The following is a 23,084-nucleotide window of genomic DNA, read 5'->3' as shown; positions in this document are numbered from 1 at the left end:
GCCGTTTATGGCGATTTTTTCCTGATTGGTTTGCTCTTAAAAAGGAAGCTTGTCAACTTTTTATTACTATGATATATTAATTTTGTAATATAGCTTTTTTATGGTGAGACAGTTAATGGCAAATCGATGCCTTAATGCTTTTTTGATAAAAAGACTCCGAATTACCGTCTTGGTTATTCTTTGGGGTCTTTTTTTATGCACAGAAAGGAGAAAAAAATGAAAAAAGAAACCGTATTGAACTTAATAAAAATTGTGGTTGGTGCTTTTCTATTTTCCTTGGCAGTGAATGTCTTTGCGATTCCTAGCCATTTAGGGGAAGGCGGCGTCACCGGCCTTACAATGCTGCTCTATTATCTAGTAGGGATCGCACCTGCGATCACAACCCTGATTTTCAATGGGATCCTAATGATTATCGGTTATCGTTACTTAGACCGCAGCACGATCCTATGGACGATCGTGGCAATCAGTTTTACAGCTATTTTCCTACATTTTACAGAACCACTTGCATTCCACCCGCACCAAACGATCATCGGCGCACTCGCTGCCGGATCTTTGATGGGAATCGGGATGGGGCTGATTATGAATGGCGGCGGAACAACAGCAGGAAGCGCGATTTTAGCAAAGATCGCCAATAAATACCTGGGCTGGAATACTAGCTATGCCCTTCTATTCTTTGATTTGATCGTGGTTATTCCGTCCGTTTTTGTTATTGGACTTGAAAATATGTTGCTAACGATCGTTTCCCTTTATATCTCTACCAAAGTATTAGATTTCATTTTGGAAGGCTATAACCCGAAAAAATCCGTTACGATCATTTCCGAGAAATACGAAGCGATCGCTGCGGATATCGATCAAGAATTGGAACGTGGCATCACTCTTTTCCATGGACAAGGCTATTATTTGAAACAAGATAAAATGATTCTGTATATCGTGATCAGCCGGGCACAACTTTTGCCGCTCACTAAAATCGTAAATCGTCATGATGATAAAGCCTTTTTCATCATCAATGATGCACAAAGTGTCGTTGGTGAAGGATTTACGAAGCAGATTACCAGCGAATAACCTCCCTTTTTTGTTATACTAGAGAAGCATTCTATTTTAAAAGTGAGGTAACAGTGATGAAAAATAGTTCTTATTCGTTAATTACCTTGCTTGTTATTGGCTGCATCTTTATTATTTTAGGGCTTATCAACATTGGGATTTCACTGTTTTGGGATTTTAGTAATTTTGAAAATATGGTGATCGGTATTATCATGCTCACAGTTGGGGGCATTGGGGTTTTATGCGCGTATTACTGGAATCAAAAGAAATAACCTCCGCTGCGTTGGTCAGCGGAGGTTATTTTTATTTATCTGTATCCTTATTATTGGATCCAGAAAGATCCTTTTTTATTTGCGTAGTGGAGATTCCTTCTGTCCGTTCCAAGTAAATAACTTCGCAATAATCTTTTAAAAAATCGAATTTACCTTCCCAATCATTTCCCATTACAAAAATATCGATATCATGTGCCTGCACATCCGATATTTTTTGTTCCCAGTCATTTTCTGGAATGACTTCATCTACATAACGAATCGCTTCCAAAATAAGTTTGCGGTTCTCATAATTATGGAACGACTGCTTATGTTTGACAGCATTAAATTCATCAGTCGAGATCGCTACCACTAAATAATCGCCTAATGATTTTGCTCGTTTCAGTAAATTAATATGTCCCCAATGTAATAAATCAAACGTTCCATAAGTGATTACTTTTTTCATGCTGTCTCCTCCTCTATTTCGTTTACCTATGATAAAAGACTTTATTGACGATTTTTTCCGTAGGATGTCTTTTATCTAAGTAGCAAAGCTGTTCAAAAAATGCAGCGGACTCATTTTCTTCGTTTAAAATGTTACGGATCAAATCTTTTGTTCTAAATGAGGTACTTAATGGAAAAGTCTTTGTCAAATCAAAATATAATCCGCGGGTATCGCTCTTATATTCCTCATAATCTGGAATATGAAAAAGAATTTTTCGATCTAAATTCGCAAAATCAAACATCACTGACGAATAATCTGTAACTAAAACATCACTGATCTTGAATAATTCGTTGATATTGATATGTTGTGGCGGTTTGAAAGCGAAATGTTGATATTTCTCTGGGATCACCATTTTATCGCTGATGAGATAATGCCATTTTATCAATAAAATGTAGTCTTTGTGTAGTGCTTCATACATTTTTTCGAGGTCAAAGAGGATTTCTCCAATATACTCACCTCTTTTATAATTCTGATTATCTCGCCATGTCGGTGCAAACAGAATAATTTTTTTATCTTGCGGCAAATGCAGCCGCTCTTTTATTCGTTGGTTTTCTTGTTCATCGACCTTGGTCAATTCTTCATTTCGCGGATAGCCCATGGTTAATATTTTCTCTTGTTCGAGGTGGAATGCTTCTTCAAAGATTTTAGCTGCGTAATCATTTTGAGCGATCATATAATCCCACTTCGAGGTCGCTTCCACGAAATTCCGGTGATATTTGGCCGTATTGGTTCCCGGCATAGTCACATGCTCAATGTCCAGACCTAATTTTTTTATAGGTGTGCCGTGCCATGTCTGCAGGTAAGTCGTCCGGTTACTTTTGTAGACCCAGTTCGGCATTCGAATGTTATTGACCCAGTAACTGGATGTAGCTAAATAGAACAACCACTTAAGGCTATTTCTTCGTACACAAATAAGATCAAGATCTTCAAATTCCTTCTCAAATCCTGATTTCACTACCCAGATCAATTGTTTTTCTTTAAAAAGCTTATGTTTTTTTAGATATTCATAAATCACTTTTGGACTGTCGCTATATTGTTTACCGAAAAAGCTCTCGAAGATGACTCTTTTTCGTTTTGGCAACAAATCAAAGATGCGCATGAACCCATTTATAAAAAAAGTAGTTGCCCTTGCTTTAAGTCTCCTCAAAATGCCCACTTCTTTCCCTTTTTTATCGAGGTTGTTTACAAATTTTTAACACAATACTAACAAAATTTATAATATCATAACAATCACTTGTTTACTACTTATATTTTTGTAAATAGTTTGTTTGTTATAGTTGAAAAATTCAATATTTTCCCTCGAAAAAAACCTCACGCGTTAAATAGCGTGAGGTTTTCGGATAGAAGCAATTATTTAGAAGAAAAACGATCCGCAATATTAAGTGCTAGTTTTACAGCTTTGCGATTAAGCGTGCCTTCGTGTTTGTATAATTTCTTGTTTTTCTTATTGATTGTCGCGTTTAGATCTTTGATTTTTTGATCTTTTTCTTTCATTATTTTATCCACATAACTTTGGTGTTCGACCCAACGTTCTCCTGCTTCGGCCATACTCAATCTCGTGATCGCGTCAACTGGCTCTAACAGATCCAGTTTAGCTAACTGATCATCCAATGGGACACTTGCTGGATAGTTGCCGGATTTGTAAATGTGATCTAGCTCGTTCTTATTTAGAAATTCAATGTAATTCTCGAAATGAGCAGCATGGTTTTTTTCTGGCGATTTAAAATCTACTTGCTCGATAACGTCCGCCAATTTTGTTTCGGCAGTAATTTCGTTTGCCCAAATGTGCGTAAGGTCATGAAACTCTGTCAGTTCTCTCATTCGTGCATCTTTTGGAATCAAAATACTTGGTGTTCCAGCGATGACTGCTGTGATATTACCATGAAGACGAGCACCGAAAACAAGGTCAGCCTCTTTCAAAAAGTCGATCCACTTCGGCGCATTTAGCGGGAATTTCACACGGCCTTCTTGATAAAATTTATGGCTCAAATCATTCGGATAATATGCAGAAGTCGCTTTGATCTTTGCATTGCCGAGATAAGTAAGCTTCATCTCCGTCAACCACTGAGGAATGAAGTAATAATTCGGAAATTCTTCTGTTGATCGTTGTATAAAATCTAATACGTTGTCCGGCGAAAGTTTGGACGAGTTAACTCCGATCAAGGAATCTTTTGTAATCGTGGTATCGCGAATGTTCAGCTCTGGACCGAACGCATACATGGAAGGACAGCCGATCACCATATGGTCTTTGCCTTCTTTAAAACCTAGTCTTGTCAGATAATCTGCAGTGATTTGTCCCCGCACACCAATGATAGATGACTTTTCAAGAACAGCACTTACAAATGCTTTTACGTCATCATCAAATGGGAAGCCTTCGTTGAGTTTCGGTTCAAAAGGCGCTCTTAACCCCACTCCGATCACAATAACAGGAATGGTGAGTTTTTTGATCAATTTTGCATACTTTCTTAAACTAGAAACAAAATCTGGGCGGAATGCATCCGCTAATGGAATTATGTAACAATCATATTCTTTGTTGATCTTATCAGCATCACTTGGATTGATGCGGTAATTATCTGGCACAAAAGTAACGTCTTCTGTTGTTAATGTACGATAGACACTATACGCATAAATAAGGTTGCCGACATTCCCGCCGATTGAATTTTTCGCAATGATTTCTTCTGGACTTTTGACATCCAATGGAGAGATGCCAGAACGTATTAAAAAGCGTTTCATAGTTATTTATTGCCCCCTGTGTTTTATCACTTATAGTAACAGGATAACGAACTACAGCTTATCTTACAATGACTGTAAGCAAATAGATGGCTAATTGTTAATTAAATGAAATAATATTTCACTAAACTGTAATCAATGACACCTAATATACGCTTTTTCTTCCAAAATCAATAAGTCTACTTGTTCGCAAGTAAACTTGTTATTCGTGAATGGATCTTTCTAATAGTTTGCCAACTTCTGTCAGATAATACCGTTTTGGATTATTTGCCATTACTGGACGCCGCTCTATGTACCCGTTGTATTCTAGCCAATAAGCAGTTTGAAGCAGTTCGTTTTTCGTCATTTCCACATGAAAGGTATCAAAACTATCATAATTAAAAATCGGCATAGCGAAATTAGGATCTTTCACTAAACGGATCACTTCCTGGATTTGTTTTTGGTTCGGCTGCCACATGTCCTCTCCCCCTTATCCCGTGCTATGCTCATTCAATCCCCACTGAATGGTTGTTATAAAGAATATACCACGAATTTGCTTCTCGCCAAACTAAAAAAGTGCGCTAGCTATCCTAACACACTTTTTTCGAATATTTACTCTGCTATTATTTTTTTGGGTACTTTTCCTGCGCCCTCTACAGACCATTCATTTTTTTCAGAGCGCTTATCATGCGGAACAAGTTTGAAAACCAGTTGTTTGCCAGTGAGTGTATAATGATGATACTCATATTCTGGGTCATCGCTAGGATTCACAGTGAGTTCATTTTCTCGATCATGGGATACAAGAGCGACATCGATGCTTTCCCCGTTTTTGATGCCGATCGTAAATTGCGTGTGTGCAGCATCCACATGGATCGTCACTTTATCATTCTGATTACTTTTCACCACTAAGCTGTATAGTTCCAATTGTGTCGAAATTTTGTCATCAAAATAAATAGCAGCTCGCGAGGTTTGTTTTTCACCGGAATAACTAAGGTTATTCGGGGAATCCATTCTTATTTCAGAAAGTTTGTTTGCTTTTTTAAAATGTACTTCCAGCCCCGATTTACCCTCTGCTTCCCCGACATTATAATTATAAGGAAATGCTTTTTTCACGTGCATCGGATAATTTTTGACTTCTAAATAAGCAAATTGTTTAAGTTTATAAAACCAATAGCCTCCGAATGCAAGTCCAATGACAATAAGTATCAATATGCTGTAGATCATGATTTTTTTTGTTTTAAATGTCATAAGCAGCCTCTTTTTTACGTATTTTTATTAAAAAGTATCGAATGTCTTTTTTTCATTTGCCGATTTTACAAGCGATAGGATTCCAGCAATCAAGAAAAGAATGCCTGTGATCGAGCCATAGCTAAAGAAACAAAGCCCGCCGACCACAACTAATACGATGGACCAACCCTTAACAGATGTGCCATTTTTCATTTTAAATGCAGCAATAAATCCAAATACACTAGCAATGACCGCTAAAATAAAGTTGATACCGATGAATGCTCCGCCAATAACCATCCCAATTTGATCGTCCGTAGCCATTTGAGGAGCTTCTCTAACAGCTGAAAAGGTTGCGAGAAGTACTATTCCTCCCATGATGAGCACCCCGAGGACTGCTAAACTTGCACCAATGATGGCTAAAATAAATTCTGCTTTTCTATTATTCATTTTGTAACCTCTTTCTGTTTATTCTTCATATTGATTATATAGTAACTAGCTAGTTTTGAATAGGTGTAACTCCTGCAGAAAGTTCTAGCAAACGCCATCTTTATTGCGATGAATCCATAGAATTTTCCTTTTCTTCAGGAACAATTGCCGTCCATGTGCTGTTGGCAGAACGGTGAAAAATAGGAAACATATAATGGCGCTCCCTAAGGCTGATTTTTCAATATTCTTATTTATACTAGTAAAATCTGTGATCTCAGCTAGGGATTGTTTTCCTCTTGTATTTATGTTACCTTTTGAGCATAAATAAAATGAAGGAAGGAACATCTATGAAGAAATGGCTGCTTATCAATATATTTTCTTTTATTTCTATATTTAATCTTCTTCTCGTACTTGCCTCAACCAATCTCAATAGCGATACTTTCAATCGTTTAATAGGGTTTTTTATTCCGCATTTTGCCAATGACCACATCAATAACGCTTTCGCGATCTTTGCGTTTTTGGGGATTCCTGTTCTCGCCCTTATTGGTGCACTTCTTAGTTTATTTGTAACAAAATATAAATTTTCTTCCTATACCTTGTTTTGTACAAATTTCCTGCTGCTTGTTATAAATGGAATCCTTTTTGCCTTAGGTGCGGGCGGTGGATGAGTTGAAAAAAGAAAGTTTTCCGTACACTTCTTGCCATCTACTCTTCTTTGCAGTATATTTTATTTGTACTAACCCTATCGATTTAGTAGGAATTATAGATGAAGGAGAATTCAAATGAAAAACAATACGACATTAGCTACTAAAAGTTGCTGTCTCACAAGAGCATATTGCTGTTGTGCTATTTGTATTGTTTGATTTGCGTTCTCTCTGAATAACAATATACCTTTTTATGTATGTAAAATAGGTTCTCAGAGTGAATGGCGTATGTCCATTTCACTCTCTTTTTTTACCTTGATTTCCAAAAGGACAGGAGGATCATGATGTTAATATCACGAATTCAGGAGCTGATCGGTAATACCCCGCTTTTAGAAGTAACGGGATTCTCGGTTCCAAATAATAATAAGATCTACGCAAAGCTTGAGATGTTCAACCCTGGGGGAAGTATGAAGGATAGACTTGGTGCGATGCTGATCGCAGAGGGGTTCAAGCGCGGGCTGATCACGGAAAACACCACGATTATCGAACCTACAGCAGGAAATACCGGGATCGGGATCGCGCTAGCAGCTTTGGAGCATCACTTGCCAGTTGTTTTAGTGGTTCCAGAGCAGTTCAGTTTTGAAAAACAAGAATTGATGAAGGCATTGGGTGCGAAAATCATTCATACAGAGGCTTCGCTTGGTATCAAAGGAGCGATTGCCAAAGCAAAATCGCTGCAGGAAGAGATTGGGAACACTTATCTCCCACTTCAGTTTTATAATCAAGCAAATCCCAAGGCCTATTACGAAACACTGGGTCCTGAATTAGTAGCAGATTTGGCTAAGATCGATTCTTTTCTCGCTGGAGTCGGAAGCGGCGGGACATTTTCCGGAACAGCAGCTTATTTAAAAGAACAGTTTCCTGCTATTCGTTTGGCAATGGTTGAACCTGAAGGCTCGATCCTAAATGGCGGATCGGCAGGATCGCATGATACAGAAGGCATCGGGGTCGAGTTTATTCCGCCGTTTATGGAACAGCTTGCTATCGATGCGATTTATACCATCGCTGACAGCGAAGCCTTTTACTTTACGAAAGAATTAGCTCGCCGAACCGGCGTTTTTGTTGGTAGTTCAAGTGGCGCAGCTTTTGCAGCAGCAATGAAAGAGGCTAAACAAATCGAGAACAGTAACATCGTAACGGTTTTTGCAGATAGTAGCGAGCGCTATTTAAGCAAGGATATTTACCATTATACAAACAAATTGGAGGAGAAAAAATGAATTTAAAAACAACGGCTGTACATGGTGGGATCAGTATCGATGAATTGACGGGCGCAGTGAATGTGCCGGTTTACCAAGTTTCTACTTTCAAGCAAACAGCAATCGGGAAACATAAAGGATTTGAATATTCGCGCTCTGGGAATCCAACCAGACTGGCGCTGGAAGAATTGGTAAAAGAGTTGGAAGACGGCGTGCAGGGTTTTGCGTTTTCTTCTGGTTTAACAGCGATTTTTACCGTTTTTTCCTTATTAAAAGCTGGTGATCATGTGATCGTGGGCGATGATGTCTATGGCGGTACCTATCGCTTGTTGACCCAAGTACTCAATAAACAAAATATCCACTTTTCGATCTTGGATCTCAATAATTTGGAAGACGTAGAGCGCGCTATCCAAAAGAATACACGAGTCATATTGCTCGAATCGCCAAGTAATCCGCTGCTGAAAATCGTCGATATTGCACAAATCAGTGAATTGGCGAAGAAACACGGCTTGCTGACTGTGGTCGATAATACGTTTGCCAGCCCGTATTTTCAACGTCCACTTCATTTGGGAGCTGATATCGTTGTACATAGTGCAACGAAGTATCTTGGTGGTCACAGTGATCTTGTCGCAGGGGTCGCAGTGACAAATGATCCGAAGCTCGCTGAAGAGATCGGTTTTCTGCAAAATGCGATCGGTGGTGTGCTTGGACCGCAAGACAGCTGGCTGTTGCAGCGTGGGATCAAGACATTGGGTCTGCGCATGGAAGCACATGAAAAAAATGCGTTGGCTATCGCTCATTATTTGGAAAAACATCCGAAAGTAGCGAAAGTTTATTATCCTGGCTTGGCATCACACCCCAATCATGCAGTTGCTGCAAAACAAATGACTGGTTTCAGCGGAATCGTTTCAGTCGAATTAAACGATGAGGTAAATGTTGAAACATTCATTGCAGCGTTAAGGTATTTTACTTTGGCAGAAAGTCTCGGCGGAGTGGAAACATTGATCGAAGTCCCTGCGCTGATGACCCATGCTTCCATCCCTAAAGCGGAACGTGAAAAAACCGGGATCAAAGATAACTTGATCCGCATTTCTGTTGGAATCGAGGACGAAGAGGATTTGATCGCGGATCTGGAGCATGCTTTTAATCAAAATTAATGGAGGCGGAACACAAGTGGGCAGAGAATTTTTACCGGTCTTTTCAAATTGGGCCGAAACATATGATGCATTTGTTACAGGAAAGGACCCGGCTTATGCCGCTGTTTTCGAAAATTATTCCAAGATGTTGGGAAAGATCGCCGTACAAAGCGGAGAAAAAATCATCGAATTCGGAAGCGGCACGGGGAATTTGACACTTCAGTTGCTTCACCAGAAAAAACGTGTGATGGCAGTCGAACCTTCTGCTGCTATGCGAAAAAAAGCTAGTAGCAAACTACCAAAAGGCTTTACTCAATACGACGGGGATCTGTTGGAATTTCCAGAGCCGCCCTTCACTCCTGATACGATTGTCAGTTCGTTTGTTTTTCATCATTTAAATGCAGAAGAAAAGCGTGCTGCTATTGAAAAATATTATGCTTTACTTCCTCAAGGAGGGAAAGTAATTTTTGCCGATACCATGTTCCTTTCCCTCCAAGCATTCCAAGCTATCTTACGAGATGCGAAAGAGCAAGGCTACGACGCACTTTTGGAAGATCTGATCAGTGAATACTATCCGCTTATCAGTGAGTTGGAAGCACTTTTCAAGGGAGCGGGATTTACTGTTTCCTTTGAGCAGCAAAATAGTTATGCGTGGTTAGTGACTGCCTATAAATAACCAAAAAGACGATGGGGGCTCCTATCGTCTTTTTTAAATGCTGGATTTAATTATTTCCATTTCTTGATAAAGATGCTTCTAAGCCTATTTCTTCCAACACGATTTTTTCTTTATCCAAATCGTGTGAATAAACCAAGCTACCATAAACTTTGTTTGCTGTAGAAACTCCTCCTAGTAAATTTTTCAGCATTTTCGGTATAGGAATGGTATGGATTTTCTTTCCTTGCGTGGCTCGCATAATTGCAATTGCTTGATTTGTATGTAGATAATAGCTGTTTTGTGGGTGATAGTACCCTGTCTTGTTCTCTGCGACCAGCTGCATGATATACCTTTCCAAATTCCCGATATATATACTGCTTCGCGCGTTATCGATTCGCGGATAAAATGGGAGGATACGTGCCAATTTCTCCAGTCTCGCAAAATTACCGGGTGCTCCTGGGCCATAGATCATCGGTGGTCTAACAATACAAATATGGAAATCGGGTGCTGCGATCTGTTGAAGATGATTTTCGGCTTTTAATTTTGATTTCCCATACGGGGATTGTGGATCGGGCACCGTGCTTCCATCGATTTGAATGGGCTGTTCGATCTTTCCTTCTAATCCAAAAACTGCCATGGTACTGAAGAAAACAAATTGCCGGACGCCCTCCGCTTTTGCTTTTATTGCTACTTCTTTTGTCAGTTCGCAGTTGATTTGCAGATAATCTTCTAACGACGCATGGGGATCGCTACCATGAACGAGTGCCGCTAAATGGATCACGACATCATAACCGTTAAAATCAGTAGTTTTCCAATCCGGCGTACGCATACTGATCCGCTCCACCACTTCGCCTTTTTTCTGAAAAGCGTCTTCCAAATGATTGCCGACGTAGCTGGATGTGCCTGTCAATAGTATTTTTTTTGGCATCAGTGCTTCACACCTTTTGAGGTAATTGTATTTTGGATCGTTTTATAAATAATCCGCATATCTAAGAAAAAGTTTTGATTTTCCAAATAATATTTATCATATTTTACTTTTTCATCATCCGTAATATCGTCTCTTCCCATCACCTGTGCCAGTCCAGTCAAGCCGGGTTTGATCCTATGTACATTGGCTTGCGTCCTTTTTTCAATCAACTCGTACTGGTTGAATAAGGCGGGGCGAGGGCCGACAACGGACATATCGCCTTTGATGATGTTGAAGAGTTGCGGTAGTTCATCGAGTGATGTTTTGCGGATAAAGGCACCGAATCTGGTAATATATATGCTGGCATCGATCTTGTCGGTAGCCAGATGCGGGGTATCGGCTTTCATCGAGCGAAATTTATAAATATTGAACAGCTGATTCTGCAGTCCTGAGCGTTTTTGCTTAAAAATGACCGGCCCCTTTGATTCTGCTTTGATCAATATGGCGACAATTAGGAAAACCGGAGAGAGAATCATAATAGCAATGGATGCACTGAAAAAATCAAATACTCTTTTCATTCTCCATCCCCCTCATTTCAGTAGTTCATAGTATTTATCTGTATTTTGCGTTCTCGTGTAATTATTTTTGAAAATCTCGTAAGCTTGTTTCCCCATTCGCGCTAGGTCAGCCGGACTGTTTTGTTCAACGAAAGCTTTCATTTGCGCTGCTTCTCCATTATGAAGATGGATGCCTGCTTGATAGTCGGTTATTTGACGGACGATATCCGTATCTTGATCCATGATCGCGATCAAGGGTTTCTCAGCCGCAAGGTAGCCATATATCTTACTCGGAACGCCCAGTCCAACACCTTCTTTGACTAGCGAAACAATGCAGCAATCCGCCATTATTAAAACATCGGAATAATCGGTTCCTGTTAAGAAATCATACACGATCGCATTAGAAATATTATTTTCTGCGATAAAAGTTTTCACTTTCGCCTGTTTATCGCCATGTCCGCAGAAGATCGTAAAGAGGTCTGGATTCTCTTTTGCTGATTCCAGAAAATCAAGAATGGTATCCATGTCTTGCAGTTTCCCCATATTTCCGCTATAGAGTAAGATTTTTTGATAGTTTTCCCGAATCGTTTTAAATTTTTCATTGTGGATAATGGGGCTCTGGAAATTATCTTCATACCAGTTAGGGATGATATGGATATTTTCTGGTGTATGGGAAATATGGTTCGTCAGGAGGTAATTTTTCATTTCTGTTCCTAAAACAATCACATTCTCAGCATTTTTATAGACGTGCTTATTGATATATTTCATGAGCCGGTCGATCATACTACCTGGTTTGGTGGCACCAATCTTGATGGCATTGTCGGGAGCAATATCATAAACGACGAACGAATAATCGCGTTTGCAGAGCCGGTGGATCAAATCCGGGACAAACGGAAGGATCGGGGGATTGGAATATACGACGATATGATCGTACTTCAACATTGCTGGTGCCCGTAGCAAGAACATCGTAAAAAGGGAAAAGAAATTGATAATGCGACCAATTTTCGATTTATTATTGAACTGCGTATATTTTAAGCGGGTGATCTGGATGCCTTTATAGTTCTCTTTTTTGGGGACAGCTTTTGCGTTAGTGTATTCTTTGGGCCAGCCACAGATCACATCTACATCCATCCCTTTTTTTACCAAGTCCTCCGCCATTTGAGTTGGGAGTGTGGCGGAGGAAACATATTCTGGATGAAAATATTGGCAGAGTATGACTATTCTTTTGTTTTTCATTTGTAGCATCCCCTTACTTTATTTCCGAAATCGAATTGAAGTTATAATAATGATCGATCCCTACTTCGTCGACGATATTTTTAGTGTCGAACACAACGATGTCCTCCGTCACATATTTGTTTAGCTCCTTATATTCTTTATGATCCGTCAGTACCAGTGCCAAATCACTGCCGGTCAATGCTTTTTTGATGTCTGCCTCGACCCAATCTAAGTTTACATGGCTATCTTGCGCAACAATCTCAAAATCCGTTTCTCGCTTTAATTGATGGTAGATCTCTAAGGCTGGTGATTCTCTTATGTCATCGATGTTTCCTTTATACGTAAGTCCTAGCACAGTTATTCGCTTTCCATTTTTAGCTGCCATTATTTTTTTCGCTTTTCCGATGACAAATGCCGGCATGCTACTGTTTATTTCACGTGAGATCGCAATCAATTTGGCATCTGCTCGATCACTTGCAACGATAAAATAAGGATCGACCGCAAGACAGTGTCCACCCACTCCGGGTCCTGGGAAATGGATGTTAACGCGCGGATGTTCATTTGCCAGTTGGATCACGTCTAGAGCATTGATCCCCAAGGAATCACTTATTTTGACAAGTTCGTTTGCCAAAGCGATATTGACATCACGATAGGTATTTTCCATTAGTTTCGACATTTCGGCGGTACTTGCTTTGGTTTCGAAAATCTCGCCTTTGACAAGTGTAAGATATAGTTCCTTAGCTTTTTTAGCACAGTTTGGTGTGATGCCGCCAATGATCCGATTATTATGGACCATTTCTTCGATGATTTTCCCCGGCAGAACTCGTTCAGGGCAGTGTGCTAAAAAGATATTTTCCCCGATCTCATAACCATATGCCGCGATCATCGGTGCTGCAACGTCTTCCATCGTCCGCGGTGCGATCGTTGATTCAATGATGATAGTATCCCCCTTTTTCAGTACGTCTTTCAGCTTTGCGATCGCTTCTTTCATATAAGATAAGTCACAAGAATTATCTGGCAAATATGGCGTTGGTACGGCTACAATATAATAATCTGCGGTTTCTACTTCCAGTGATGCTTTGAAATTCCCTGCTGCTAAACTAGCATGGAGCAACTCTTCCATTCCAGTTTCTTCAATATGCAGTTTACCGTTGTTAAGTCCTTCCACCACATTGCTATTGATATCGACTCCTACCACATCCACACCTTTTGATGCGAATAATAATCCCGTTGGCAGTCCGATATACCCTAACCCTATCACTGTGAGTTTCATATCATCCAATCCTCTCTTTTGAGTACTTGATTCCTAACATTGCTAAAAAAATCATTTTTATAAAGTTTAGCAGTAGTACCCCGATGAAAAAGCCCGTTAATCCAAAGAAATAAGTCAAGATCAATTCCGAGATCACGTAAACAAACACAAACACCACTTGGAAAATGGTTTGGATAGAAATAGAGATAAATTTAACATTTAGCGATTGGACAATATTCCCGATGACGCTGAACAGCATCCCCATATTCCCGATAATGATATATGGCTTGATGATGGCGCTATTCTGCTGATAGATTTTTTCCACGATGAAGATGGTCAATGGATAGCAGATCGCCAAAACTATTATAGAAAACAGCGTACCCAAGATAAGTGTGCGAAAGTATTGTTTGGTTTTATTTTGGACATTGTTCACCGAAATATAAGAAAGGATGACGTTATTGACTGGATATAAGAAGGTTGCTAGCATTTTCCCGATAAAAGTCGCTAGAAAAGCCAGCGTTACAGCTGAACCACCTATCAGCGGCAATAATATCAGCCGATCCAGATAAATCGAAATATTATTTAAAAAATTAGTACCCAGCAACATGAGATAATCGTTAGTTGGGCTGGTTCCATGCGCATTGGCGATTTCCCTAGTTACAAAATGGTGGCGCAAAGAAAAAATAATATAGCCCATCGCGACGATCTCACTTGCCAAAAATATCAGTTCCCAATAATTGATGTATTGATAGAAGAGCAGCCCAACTAACAGGCCTAGGAATTGGAAAACAGCTACGAAAAGAATTTTGTTGTAGTGTAACAACATCCGGTAAAAAACGTTCAAATAGATCCGCAGGCACATCAGCATATTGATAACGACCAGCAATAAGATCGAAATCAGGTTTTCGTTGTAAAAAATCACGAGCACCGCAGCTAAAAGCACACTTTCTACTAGAATTGAAATCCCAAGCAAATAACGGAAATTTCGGTAGATTCGTCTTGGATCATAGCGAGCCATATTGATCAAGCGAATGTTATTTAAGGTATTTCCTAAGACCACACTTGCCAAAGTCAAAATGGTATAGATGTTTAATATTTCTCCAAAGTGCGTGTTTCCCACTTGGTTCACAATAAATGGATAAGCAATCAGCTGTAAGCCAAATGCGATAATCAACGAGCCGATAACGGTTTTGATGCTGTCCTTTAAAAAACTAAGCTTCGTCATAAGTTTTCTCCTTTATCTTGGCAAATAGATAAAATACGACAAACCAAAATTCGCTGGTGATCAAAAAATTAGAGCTAAACATCAACATCGTCAGCGGATATAACGCAATATAACCGACGATACCGTCTGGCGAATTTTTATTAAAGAAGCTTGCATATTTGACGATCAGCCGGCCAGCGAGGAATAAAAAGATCATACAGCCAAATACGCCGCCGATCAGCAAAAATTCCAAAATTATATTATGCGGGATATTATTGATCAAATGGTAATAATTGAAAAGTCCATGCCCTCTCCATACATGTTCTTTGATAATAGTGATGTCATTTTCATAAATAAAATTTCTTCCAGAAGTTTGATCTAAGGAAATGCCCTCGTCCGAGATGTAAGAAAAAATTCGGCTGTCTTTATCGATCACAAACACTAAACTCAAGAACATGACAATAAACAATAGGATCATTCCGCCTAATATGATTTTTTTCAAAGTGGAAATCTGCTTGTCTGTCATTATTTTGACACTCGTTAGTAAAATATAAAGAATCAGCAAAACAGCGCCGCCACGTCCAGAGGAAATCAAAATCACTGGGATGAGAAGAATGATCATAATGATATAGAACAGCTTTGCCTTGGTACTTTTTTGAAGAATAAAATAAAAACCCAGTCCAATCACAAAAGCAGTAATATAAGAAAGATTTTGGTAATTCATTAAGCCAAAGTTTATGTAGGAAGGTAGTTTCCCTAATAAAAATGGCACTAAAATGATGAACACCATGCTTATAGAGAAAATACAGAAAATCCATTTAAAGAAATTTTCGATTTCTTTTTTTGTGAATTTGGCTGCGAAAACGCCACAAACAGCAGCGGGTATGCTCCATAGTAAGAAAAACAGGTAGTTATTCGTTGCCAGTTTTACATTATGATAGGGCGAAATCGCATAGGAAACAGTAACTACCAGAAACAGCAAGAGAACGTAAAACAGTTTCACCGGAATAGCTTTATCCATGCCGATCTTAACAAAAGCATAAAGGATCGTAAACGCTGCAATCACTACCATGGTAATAAAATAATACGGATAAATATTTATTTTCAGCACTTCATTAAGAAAAGTCGATATAACGATGAAAAAATTCATACTTATTATTGATAGTAAAAATATATATTTCATATCTTCATCCACTCTATCCCGTTATTTTCACCTGAATGTGAATTACTTTTAACCTTGTTAGCTTTTCGTATACAGCGCTATCAGTTTTTGCTCTTCCACTTGCCATGTCAACTGCTGGGCAGCTGCGGTTGCGTTTTTCTCCAGCTCGGCGTACAAGCGGGTATCGTTTTTTAATGTTGTGATCGCCGTGGCGATTTTCTGCGGTGTCACTTCCTCTAGGACGATACCAAACTGATAGGTGTCATTTAAATAGATATGTTCTTTGACTGGCGATAAGATGACAGGCAATCCGGCATGGATACATTCAAAGATTTTATTGGAAACGGTATATTCAAAGTTGATCGAGATCCCTTTTGTTAAAATGACACCGACGCTGCTTTCTCTCAACTTGGAGACCAGTTCATCCATTTCCACTGGCGGAGCGAAGCGGACATTTCGGATTCCCATTTCGCTTTGCTTGTCTTGTAGCTTTTGTTTTAAGGGGCCAAAGCCACGGATCACCAGCTCAATTTCTTCATCTGCCAGCATTGTTCCTGCTTCCATAAACTCTTCGTAACCGCGGTCAGAAACGATCTGCCCTTGGTAGACGACTTCAAACGTATCTTTTTTCCATGTCTGTTTTTCATTCAGCTGTTTGATAGGAGCATTTGTGATCACCACCGGGATCTTCGGATAATGTTCGGCTTGATAATATCCTTTGGCTGCATGACTGACGGTAATGAAATGATCAATGTGCTTGATGATATGCTTTTCTAAGCGTTGGACAAAATGAGACAAGATCTTGATTTTATTGATAAACGCATTTTTCGAGTAGATCTCGTGCGCATCGTAAATGATTCGGGCGCCTTTATATCTGCTTAAATAAGTGATGAGCAAGACATCGAAGTCATTGGCATGAATCACAGCCGGTCGATAGTTACGAATATAGCGGATCACTTGCCGACCAAATTGGATGCGATGGACGATTTTTTTCAGCAAAGTAGTATCATTTACTTTAGAGCCAATCAGTTTGTAGTGGAAATCTAGTTTTGCTAAACGTTCGTCTGTTACCTCTGCATTCATTTTCCCCAATACTATATAATCGTCAGTCACTTGTTTGATCGTTTCCATTTGTTTTAGAATCCGTGGATCTTGGACGATATTACTTGATACGATATTCAATATTCTCATTTGGCAGTCATCCCTTTGGAAAGTTTTTCGGATCATCCCACTTTATTTCTGATTGAATCAATGTTGCTGCTTCTTTCTCCCACCACTTACTTGCTGAAAGTCGCTGGATCGTTGCTTCATCGAACCGCATTCGGATGATTTTTGCGGGGACGCCGCCAACGATCGCATAGTCAGCGACGTCTTTTGTAACGACACTTCCAGAGGCGATCACCGCACCGTTGCCGATTTGGACGCCATCCATGATAATGACATTTGCTCCGATCCAAACATCATTTTCGATTATTGTTTTTCGCGGGGCAACATCATAAGTGATCTTGTTTACTTGCAGACCAAATGGATTCTGCGAGGAATAAAAAACTGGCGATGTGCTCACAAACTCAGTCGGATGATGGCCTAGACCTATTTTGACATCCGAAGCGATAGAGCAATAATTGCCGATTTGGACTTGGTTGAAATCAGAGTTGAATCCCACATAAGAATACTTTCCCATTTGGACATTTCGCATTTTGCAAAAACGATCGACATAATTGTTCCCAGCGAATTCACAATTATGGATATAAGCAAAACGGCTGATACGAATATTCTTCTTCTTTTTGTCCGGTACGCGATTGTTTTTTAAGAGTTGGAATAAGCTTTTTGGTTTCATTTTTTCCACGTATCCCGATTGATGATCTCTGTATAGCTTTGGATGATCTTCACGACTTTTCGAGAAACATTCGTATCTTTATAATCGACTGCATCAAGCATCGGTTCACCATTTTCATGCATTGCTCTGGCTAACTCCACAGACTGCACCAGATTATCAAACTCTATCCCTCCAATAATAACTGTTCCCTTATCCAAGACTTCCGGCCGCTCTGTCGATGTGCGGATAAGGACTCCTGGGAACTTGAGTATCGAGGATTCTTCGGATAATGTTCCGCTGTCCGATAATACTGCGAAAGCATTTTTTTGCAGCGCATTGTAGTCAAAAAAACCGAACGGCTGTAATTTTCGGACTAATGGATGAAAAACGAAGCTGCGTTCTTCGATTCGTTTAAAACTTCTTGGATGTGTCGAATAGATGATAGGAAGCTGATAGCGTTCGGCTATTGCATTGATCGCTTCCATCAATGAATAAAAGTTTTTTTCATGATCTATGTTTTCTTCACGATGGGCAGATACCAGGATATAGCCATTCGGTTTTAAATCAAGATCTGCCAGTGCCTTGCTTTGCTCGATTTTAGCGGCATACGTTTCCAGTACTTCGCGCATTGGGGAACCTGTCACGAAGATATGTGCTTTCGGGAACCCCTCATCTAGTAGATAGCGACGGCTGTGTTCCGTGTAGGGCATGTTGATGTCGCTGATATGATCCACGATCTTGCGATTGATCTCTTCTGGCACATTTTGATCGAAACAGCGATTGCCTGCTTCCATGTGAAAGACGGGTATCTTTAACCTTTTCGCAGCAATGGCGGCAAGACAGCTATTGGTGTCGCCTAAGATCAGTAAAGCATCCGGCTGTTCGAGCGCCAATACTTCATAAGCTTTGGCAATGATATTCCCCATCGTTTCTCCTAGGTCTTTGCCAACCGCTTCAAGGTAATGATCTGGTTCGCGTAATTCCAATTCTTCAAAAAACACTTGATTCAAGGTATAGTCATAATTTTGACCGGTATGGACTAAAATCTGCTCGAAATACTGGTCACATGCTTTGATCGTTGCAGATAAACGAATGATCTCCGGCCTAGTGCCTACAATCGTCATTAATTTAAGTTTGCTCATCTCACACCTCCAAATAAAACGTATCAGGATTTTCCGGATCGAATATTTCATTCACCCACATGATCGTTACCATATCTGTGTCGCCAATATTTTCGATATGGTGTATGTAGCCAACCGGAATGTCGACCACTTCCAGTTTTGCTCCGCTGACATGATACTCGGTGACTTCTTCCGTATCAGGGCGGCGAAAACGGATCACACCTTTTCCTGAAACAACGAGAAACTTTTCATTCTTCGTATTATGCCAATGATTGCCTTTGGTGATTCCCGGTTTGGAAACGTTGACCGATACCTGACCACGATCAGGCGTTTTGAGAAATTCGGTAAACGAGCCGCGCTCATCCGTATTCATTTGCAACGGATAGCGGAATCCATCTTGAGGCAGGTAACTCAAATAGGTGCTGTACAATGCTTTTTCAAATGGTTCGTCCAATTTGGGAAGGGCTTTAGTTTCTCGAAAGTTGTGGAAAGTTTCGAGCAGTTCGGTGATCTCTCCCAACGTAGCATGATACTCATTTGGAACTTTTGGCATCCCTGTTTCGATCGTCGGCTGACCTTTAATCGCTCTGATGATCTCGAAGACGACATCATCGATATAGTTTAAAATCAGCAGTGCATTTTTATCATTGATCTGAATAGCTTCCCCGCGGGCTATGTGATGGCAAAAAGTAGCAATCACTGAATTATAATCGGGACGGCACCATTTGCCGAATAGATTCGGAAAACGATAAATATAAATAAGGTTGCCGTTTGCTGCGGAAAAAGCTTTCAGAACGTCTTCTGCTTGTTTCTTGCTCTTTCCATAAGCATTTTCTGCCTCTGCTTGGATCGAGGAAGACAAAAGGATGGTCGGATTTTTAGTGTTTTCTCTGACCACATTCAGCATCTCTGTTAGCAGATCTACATTCGTCCGTTTAAAATCGCTTTCTTCTTTTGGGCGGTTTGCAGCTGCTAAATACACGATAAAGTCTGCATGCTTCAAATATGCATCTCGCTCCGCAATCGGTGTGCTTCTCGTGATTTCATAAATAGCATAAGAAAATTGCCGGAGATTTTGGACCAGGTTTTTACCAACAAAACCATTTGCCCCTGTTATAGCGATTGATTTCATGCTCATCCCCCCTTTTATTGATTGCTATTGTGATACATGTGAAGTTCTGCTTTGACATAATCCAACGCTATTAATTTTGATTTGATCTCCTCTAAAGACAACCTGTGTGTATTTTCGGAATTATACTCGTAAGCTTCGGTGATTGCTTCGCTGCCGTCCTCAAAGTAATTGCTGTAATTCAAATCTCTAGAATCGGCAGGAATCCGAAAATAGTTTCCCATATCTTCTGCTTGCGCATATTCTTCCCGTGTCAACAATGTTTCCGCTTTTTTCTCTCCGTGACGGGTTCCGATGATCTGAACCTCATTATCAACTTTAAATAGTTCCAGCAAGGCTTTTGCCAGATCGCCTATCGTAGAGGCCGGCGCCTTTTGAACCATGATATCGCCTGTTTCCGCATGTTTGAATGCATGGATCACCAGTTCGACCGCTTCTTCCAAACTCATTAGAAAACGCGTCATTTGTGGGTCGGTGATCGTAAGCGGTTCTTTATTTTTGATTTTTTCAATAAATAGCGGAATGACTGAGCCGCGTGAAGCCATGACATTTCCGTAGCGGGTGCCACAGATCAAGGTTTGATTCGTATCGACATTTCGTGATTTGGCGACAAACACTTTTTCCATCATTGCTTTGGAGATCCCCATGGCATTGATTGGATAGGCAGCTTTATCCGTAGATAGACAGATCACTTTTTTGACATTCGCCTTGATCGCTGTCTCCACAACGTTTTCTGTTCCTAAAACATTTGTTTTCACAGCTTCCATGGGGAAAAACTCACAAGAAGGAACTTGTTTCAAAGCAGCCGCATGAAAAACAAAATCCACACCGCGCATTGCTACTTCAATGCTAGCAGGGTCCCGCACATCCCCAATATAAAATTTCAGTTTTGGATTATGATATTTTTTACGCAAATCATCTTGCTTCTTTTCATCTCTTGAAAAAATCCGGATCTCTTTGATATTGGTATCTAAAAACCGTTTGGTTACTGCATTGCCGAATGAACCTGTCCCACCTGTTATTAAAATCGTTTTACCATTAAACATCTCATCACCCGTTATCAAATTGGATTTGTGTAGCCGATAATTTTTTCTTTTGAAAAATCATGAAGCAACTCGTTGATCATTCCATCAATTTGTGTTTTTGGTAATTGATTTACTTTCCCGCGGTAAATTTTTTTATATACTTGTTCTGGGTGGATCTCATTATCGCTGAGCAGCTCTTCATACAGCTTTTCACCTTGTCTGATCCCAGTAAACTTGATTCCGATATCATCGACCGAATAACCCGAAAGCTGGATCAAATTCTTTGCTAGATCCACAATCTTGACTGGTTCCCCCATATCAAGAAGAAATACTTCTCCTCCCTTTGCCAATGCTCCGGCTTGCAAAACTAGCCGCGATGCTTCTGGTATCGTCATAAAATAGCGCGTCATTTCCGGATGCGTTACCGTTACCGGGCCGCCCGCTTCGATCTGCTTCTTGAATAAAGGAATAACGGAACCTCTTGAGCCGAGGACATTTCCGAACCGAACGACAACAAAATCCGTTTTACTAGTCTCACTATTCATGCTTTGGATCACCATTTCAGCGAGTCGTTTGGAAGCCCCCATCACATTGAGTGGATTAACGGCTTTGTCTGTGGAGACCATCACGAATTTGCTGACTTCTGCTTCTTTCGCGGCCTCCGCGGTATTTCGAGTACCGAGAATATTATTTTTCACAGCCTCTTCCGGGTTGCATTCCATTAGTGGCAGATGTTTGTGAGCAGCGGCGTGATAAACAACATAAGGCTTATAAGTCTGCATCACGCTCTGCATTCGCGCTTTATCCTGCACATCGCCAATGATTGGTAGGATCTCAATCGTTTTATAAAGATTTTTCAACTCTTGATGGATCAAATAAATACTGTTTTCACCATGTCCGACAAGCACCAGTCTTGCTGGTTCGAATTTACAAACTTGTCTGCAAATTTCGGAACCGATCGATCCGCCCGCACCGGTGACTAAAATCGTTTTACGTGATAATTCTCTGGAGATCATCGCCATATCGAGCTCTACTTGATCTCTTCCTAGAAGGTCTTCTACATCTACCTTCTTCAATTGATTGACTTCCAGTTCGCCCGACATGACATTCTCGATATTCGGCATTTTGAAAACTTCTGCCCCTAAGCCTTCACATAATTCGTTTATCTCACGCAACCGTTTAGTACTGAGAGTCGGGATTGCGATGATGATTTTCTGAATCCTAAACTTTTTTACAAGGCTGGGTATATCTTTTATATAGCCCTGTACTTTGACCCCGCCGGCAATAGACAGATTTTGTTTATTTCGATCATCATCCACGACCAAAACTGGTTCCATCGCCATATAAGGCGTAGAAAGCATCTGTCTGATCAGCAAGGAGCCGCCACTTCCTGCACCAACGATCATCGTCGGTTTCTTTTTTATCTTGTCGTCTGTAAACGTTCGTCGATACATTCGCCAGGAAACACGGGAACCTCCGATCAGCAGGAGATGCATCATCCAAGTAATAAAATAGAGACGCAAAAAAGCCTGTTCCCGCGTAATCAGCGAAATAAGAACAACCGTTGTCAATACAGAACCGGTCACTGACTTAACGATCAGCATCAGCTCACTCACACTGGCATATTCCCAAGCCCGATGATAAAGATTGAATAGCTCAGCAAAAGCATGATGAGAAATAAGCAAGATCACCGAAGACAAAATCAGCAGCGACATTGAGTAATCTTTAAAAAAAGGTTCTAAAATGTAGTACCCTAAAAACACTGAAAAAGTAACAATAATCGAATCAATGACTAACAACGTTATAAGCCGCCATTTAACAGATAGATTTGGCACATCCGATTCCCCCG

At 40.2% G+C, this 23,084-nt stretch carries 24 protein-coding genes; 6 read left to right on the top strand and 18 right to left on the bottom strand.

The features are described 5' to 3' along the window. Nucleotides 1-216 precede the first annotated feature (216 nt). Together HMPREF0556_RS02835 and HMPREF0556_RS02830 are read left to right on the top strand one after the other, a co-directional pair. Nucleotides 217-1,062: a YitT family protein gene (locus HMPREF0556_RS02835; protein WP_036106478.1), complete on the top strand. Its 846-nt coding sequence runs from the start codon at nt 217-219 to the stop codon at nt 1,060-1,062. Between the two features lie 56 nt (nt 1,063-1,118). Next, the gene (locus HMPREF0556_RS02830) at nt 1,119-1,313 is read left to right on the top strand and encodes a hypothetical protein (RefSeq protein ID WP_003755301.1); all 195 of its coding nucleotides are present in this window, start codon (nt 1,119-1,121) and stop codon (nt 1,311-1,313) included. 31 nt (nt 1,314-1,344) lie between these two features. Here HMPREF0556_RS02830 and tagD read toward each other — a convergent pair whose 3' ends face one another. The 6 genes from tagD to HMPREF0556_RS02800 all read right to left on the bottom strand — a co-directional run bounded on the left by tagD (nt 1,345) and on the right by HMPREF0556_RS02800 (nt 6,177). Beyond that, nucleotides 1,345-1,755, bottom strand: coding sequence for a glycerol-3-phosphate cytidylyltransferase (tagD, locus tag HMPREF0556_RS02825; protein WP_003755299.1), 411 nt, complete (start codon nt 1,753-1,755; stop codon nt 1,345-1,347). A 22-nt stretch (nt 1,756-1,777) separates the two neighbouring features. Further along, entirely contained in the window at nt 1,778-2,941 is a 1,164-nt protein-coding gene (locus HMPREF0556_RS02820) for a CDP-glycerol glycerophosphotransferase family protein (protein WP_139028040.1), read from the bottom strand. A 203-nt stretch (nt 2,942-3,144) separates the two neighbouring features. After that, nucleotides 3,145-4,527: a polysaccharide pyruvyl transferase family protein gene (locus HMPREF0556_RS02815; RefSeq protein WP_003755295.1), complete on the bottom strand. Its 1,383-nt coding sequence runs from the start codon at nt 4,525-4,527 to the stop codon at nt 3,145-3,147. 199 nt (nt 4,528-4,726) lie between these two features. Beyond that, nucleotides 4,727-4,981 (bottom strand): DUF3116 family protein, encoded by a 255-nt coding sequence (locus HMPREF0556_RS02810; protein WP_003755293.1) that lies wholly within the window; start codon nt 4,979-4,981, stop codon nt 4,727-4,729. Nucleotides 4,982-5,115: 134 nt separating this feature from the next. Next, nucleotides 5,116-5,751, bottom strand: coding sequence for a hypothetical protein (locus HMPREF0556_RS02805; RefSeq protein WP_003755291.1), 636 nt, complete (start codon nt 5,749-5,751; stop codon nt 5,116-5,118). Nucleotides 5,752-5,778: 27 nt separating this feature from the next. Continuing rightward, complete coding sequence (locus tag HMPREF0556_RS02800) at nt 5,779-6,177, bottom strand: DUF4064 domain-containing protein (protein WP_003755289.1); 399 nt, start codon at nt 6,175-6,177, stop codon at nt 5,779-5,781. Between the two features lie 326 nt (nt 6,178-6,503). On the opposite strand from HMPREF0556_RS02800, the gene HMPREF0556_RS02795 reads away from it, so the two are divergent. The 4 genes from HMPREF0556_RS02795 to HMPREF0556_RS02780 all read left to right on the top strand — a co-directional run bounded on the left by HMPREF0556_RS02795 (nt 6,504) and on the right by HMPREF0556_RS02780 (nt 9,868). Then, entirely contained in the window at nt 6,504-6,824 is a 321-nt protein-coding gene (locus tag HMPREF0556_RS02795) for a hypothetical protein (protein WP_040486414.1), read from the top strand. 317 nt (nt 6,825-7,141) lie between these two features. Next, nucleotides 7,142-8,077, top strand: a complete 936-nt coding sequence (locus HMPREF0556_RS02790) for a PLP-dependent cysteine synthase family protein (RefSeq protein WP_277813134.1) — start codon at nt 7,142-7,144, stop codon at nt 8,075-8,077. Beyond that, entirely contained in the window at nt 8,074-9,213 is a 1,140-nt protein-coding gene (locus HMPREF0556_RS02785) for a trans-sulfuration enzyme family protein (RefSeq protein ID WP_003755281.1), read from the top strand. Before HMPREF0556_RS02790 ends, HMPREF0556_RS02785 begins: the two co-directional genes overlap by 4 nt. 16 nt (nt 9,214-9,229) lie before the next feature. Then, nucleotides 9,230-9,868, top strand: coding sequence for a class I SAM-dependent methyltransferase (locus tag HMPREF0556_RS02780; RefSeq protein WP_040486593.1), 639 nt, complete (start codon nt 9,230-9,232; stop codon nt 9,866-9,868). Nucleotides 9,869-9,914: 46 nt separating this feature from the next. Here HMPREF0556_RS02780 and HMPREF0556_RS02775 read toward each other — a convergent pair whose 3' ends face one another. Genes HMPREF0556_RS02775 through HMPREF0556_RS02720 form a run of 12 tightly spaced genes read right to left on the bottom strand, consistent with a single transcriptional unit; the run spans nt 9,915 to nt 23,070 of the window. Next, nucleotides 9,915-10,775, bottom strand: coding sequence for an NAD-dependent epimerase/dehydratase family protein (locus HMPREF0556_RS02775; protein WP_003755278.1), 861 nt, complete (start codon nt 10,773-10,775; stop codon nt 9,915-9,917). Beyond that, the gene (locus tag HMPREF0556_RS02770) at nt 10,775-11,332 is read right to left on the bottom strand and encodes a sugar transferase (RefSeq protein ID WP_003755276.1); all 558 of its coding nucleotides are present in this window, start codon (nt 11,330-11,332) and stop codon (nt 10,775-10,777) included. The genes HMPREF0556_RS02775 and HMPREF0556_RS02770 overlap by 1 nt, the downstream gene beginning before the upstream one ends. 12 nt (nt 11,333-11,344) lie before the next feature. After that, nucleotides 11,345-12,547: a glycosyltransferase family 4 protein gene (locus HMPREF0556_RS02765; protein WP_040486412.1), complete on the bottom strand. Its 1,203-nt coding sequence runs from the start codon at nt 12,545-12,547 to the stop codon at nt 11,345-11,347. Between the two features lie 13 nt (nt 12,548-12,560). Then, nucleotides 12,561-13,799 (bottom strand): nucleotide sugar dehydrogenase, encoded by a 1,239-nt coding sequence (locus HMPREF0556_RS02760; RefSeq protein WP_003755273.1) that lies wholly within the window; start codon nt 13,797-13,799, stop codon nt 12,561-12,563. Between the two features lies 1 nt (nt 13,800). Next, nucleotides 13,801-15,003, bottom strand: coding sequence for a polysaccharide biosynthesis protein (locus HMPREF0556_RS02755; protein ID WP_003755271.1), 1,203 nt, complete (start codon nt 15,001-15,003; stop codon nt 13,801-13,803). Beyond that, nucleotides 14,990-16,165, bottom strand: coding sequence for an O-antigen ligase family protein (locus HMPREF0556_RS02750; protein ID WP_139028038.1), 1,176 nt, complete (start codon nt 16,163-16,165; stop codon nt 14,990-14,992). Before HMPREF0556_RS02750 ends, HMPREF0556_RS02755 begins: the two co-directional genes overlap by 14 nt. A 57-nt stretch (nt 16,166-16,222) precedes the next feature. Beyond that, nucleotides 16,223-17,335 carry a glycosyltransferase gene (locus HMPREF0556_RS02745; protein ID WP_040486411.1) on the bottom strand — a complete coding sequence of 371 codons (1,113 nt, stop codon included), beginning with the start codon at nt 17,333-17,335 and terminating at the stop codon, nt 16,223-16,225. Between the two features lie 7 nt (nt 17,336-17,342). Next, a complete protein-coding gene (locus tag HMPREF0556_RS02740; protein ID WP_003755263.1) occupies nt 17,343-17,981 on the bottom strand; it encodes a CatB-related O-acetyltransferase in 639 nt (212 codons plus the stop codon). After that, on the bottom strand, nt 17,978-19,102 hold the full coding sequence (gene wecB, locus HMPREF0556_RS02735; protein WP_003755261.1) for a non-hydrolyzing UDP-N-acetylglucosamine 2-epimerase: 1,125 nt from the start codon (nt 19,100-19,102) through the stop codon (nt 17,978-17,980). Before wecB ends, HMPREF0556_RS02740 begins: the two co-directional genes overlap by 4 nt. A 1-nt stretch (nt 19,103) precedes the next feature. Next, nucleotides 19,104-20,213: a polysaccharide biosynthesis C-terminal domain-containing protein gene (locus tag HMPREF0556_RS02730; RefSeq protein ID WP_003755258.1), complete on the bottom strand. Its 1,110-nt coding sequence runs from the start codon at nt 20,211-20,213 to the stop codon at nt 19,104-19,106. Between the two features lie 14 nt (nt 20,214-20,227). After that, complete coding sequence (locus tag HMPREF0556_RS02725; protein WP_040486409.1) at nt 20,228-21,256, bottom strand: nucleoside-diphosphate sugar epimerase/dehydratase; 1,029 nt, start codon at nt 21,254-21,256, stop codon at nt 20,228-20,230. Nucleotides 21,257-21,270: 14 nt separating this feature from the next. Then, a complete protein-coding gene (locus HMPREF0556_RS02720) occupies nt 21,271-23,070 on the bottom strand; it encodes a polysaccharide biosynthesis protein (protein WP_040486408.1) in 1,800 nt (599 codons plus the stop codon). Nucleotides 23,071-23,084 lie beyond the last annotated feature (14 nt).

It is taken from the genome of Listeria grayi DSM 20601, assembly GCF_000148995.1.
Classification (GTDB): domain Bacteria; phylum Bacillota; class Bacilli; order Lactobacillales; family Listeriaceae; genus Listeria; species Listeria grayi.
Note: the sequence above shows the minus strand (reverse complement) of the source record. Positions and strands in the feature narration are given on the sequence as shown.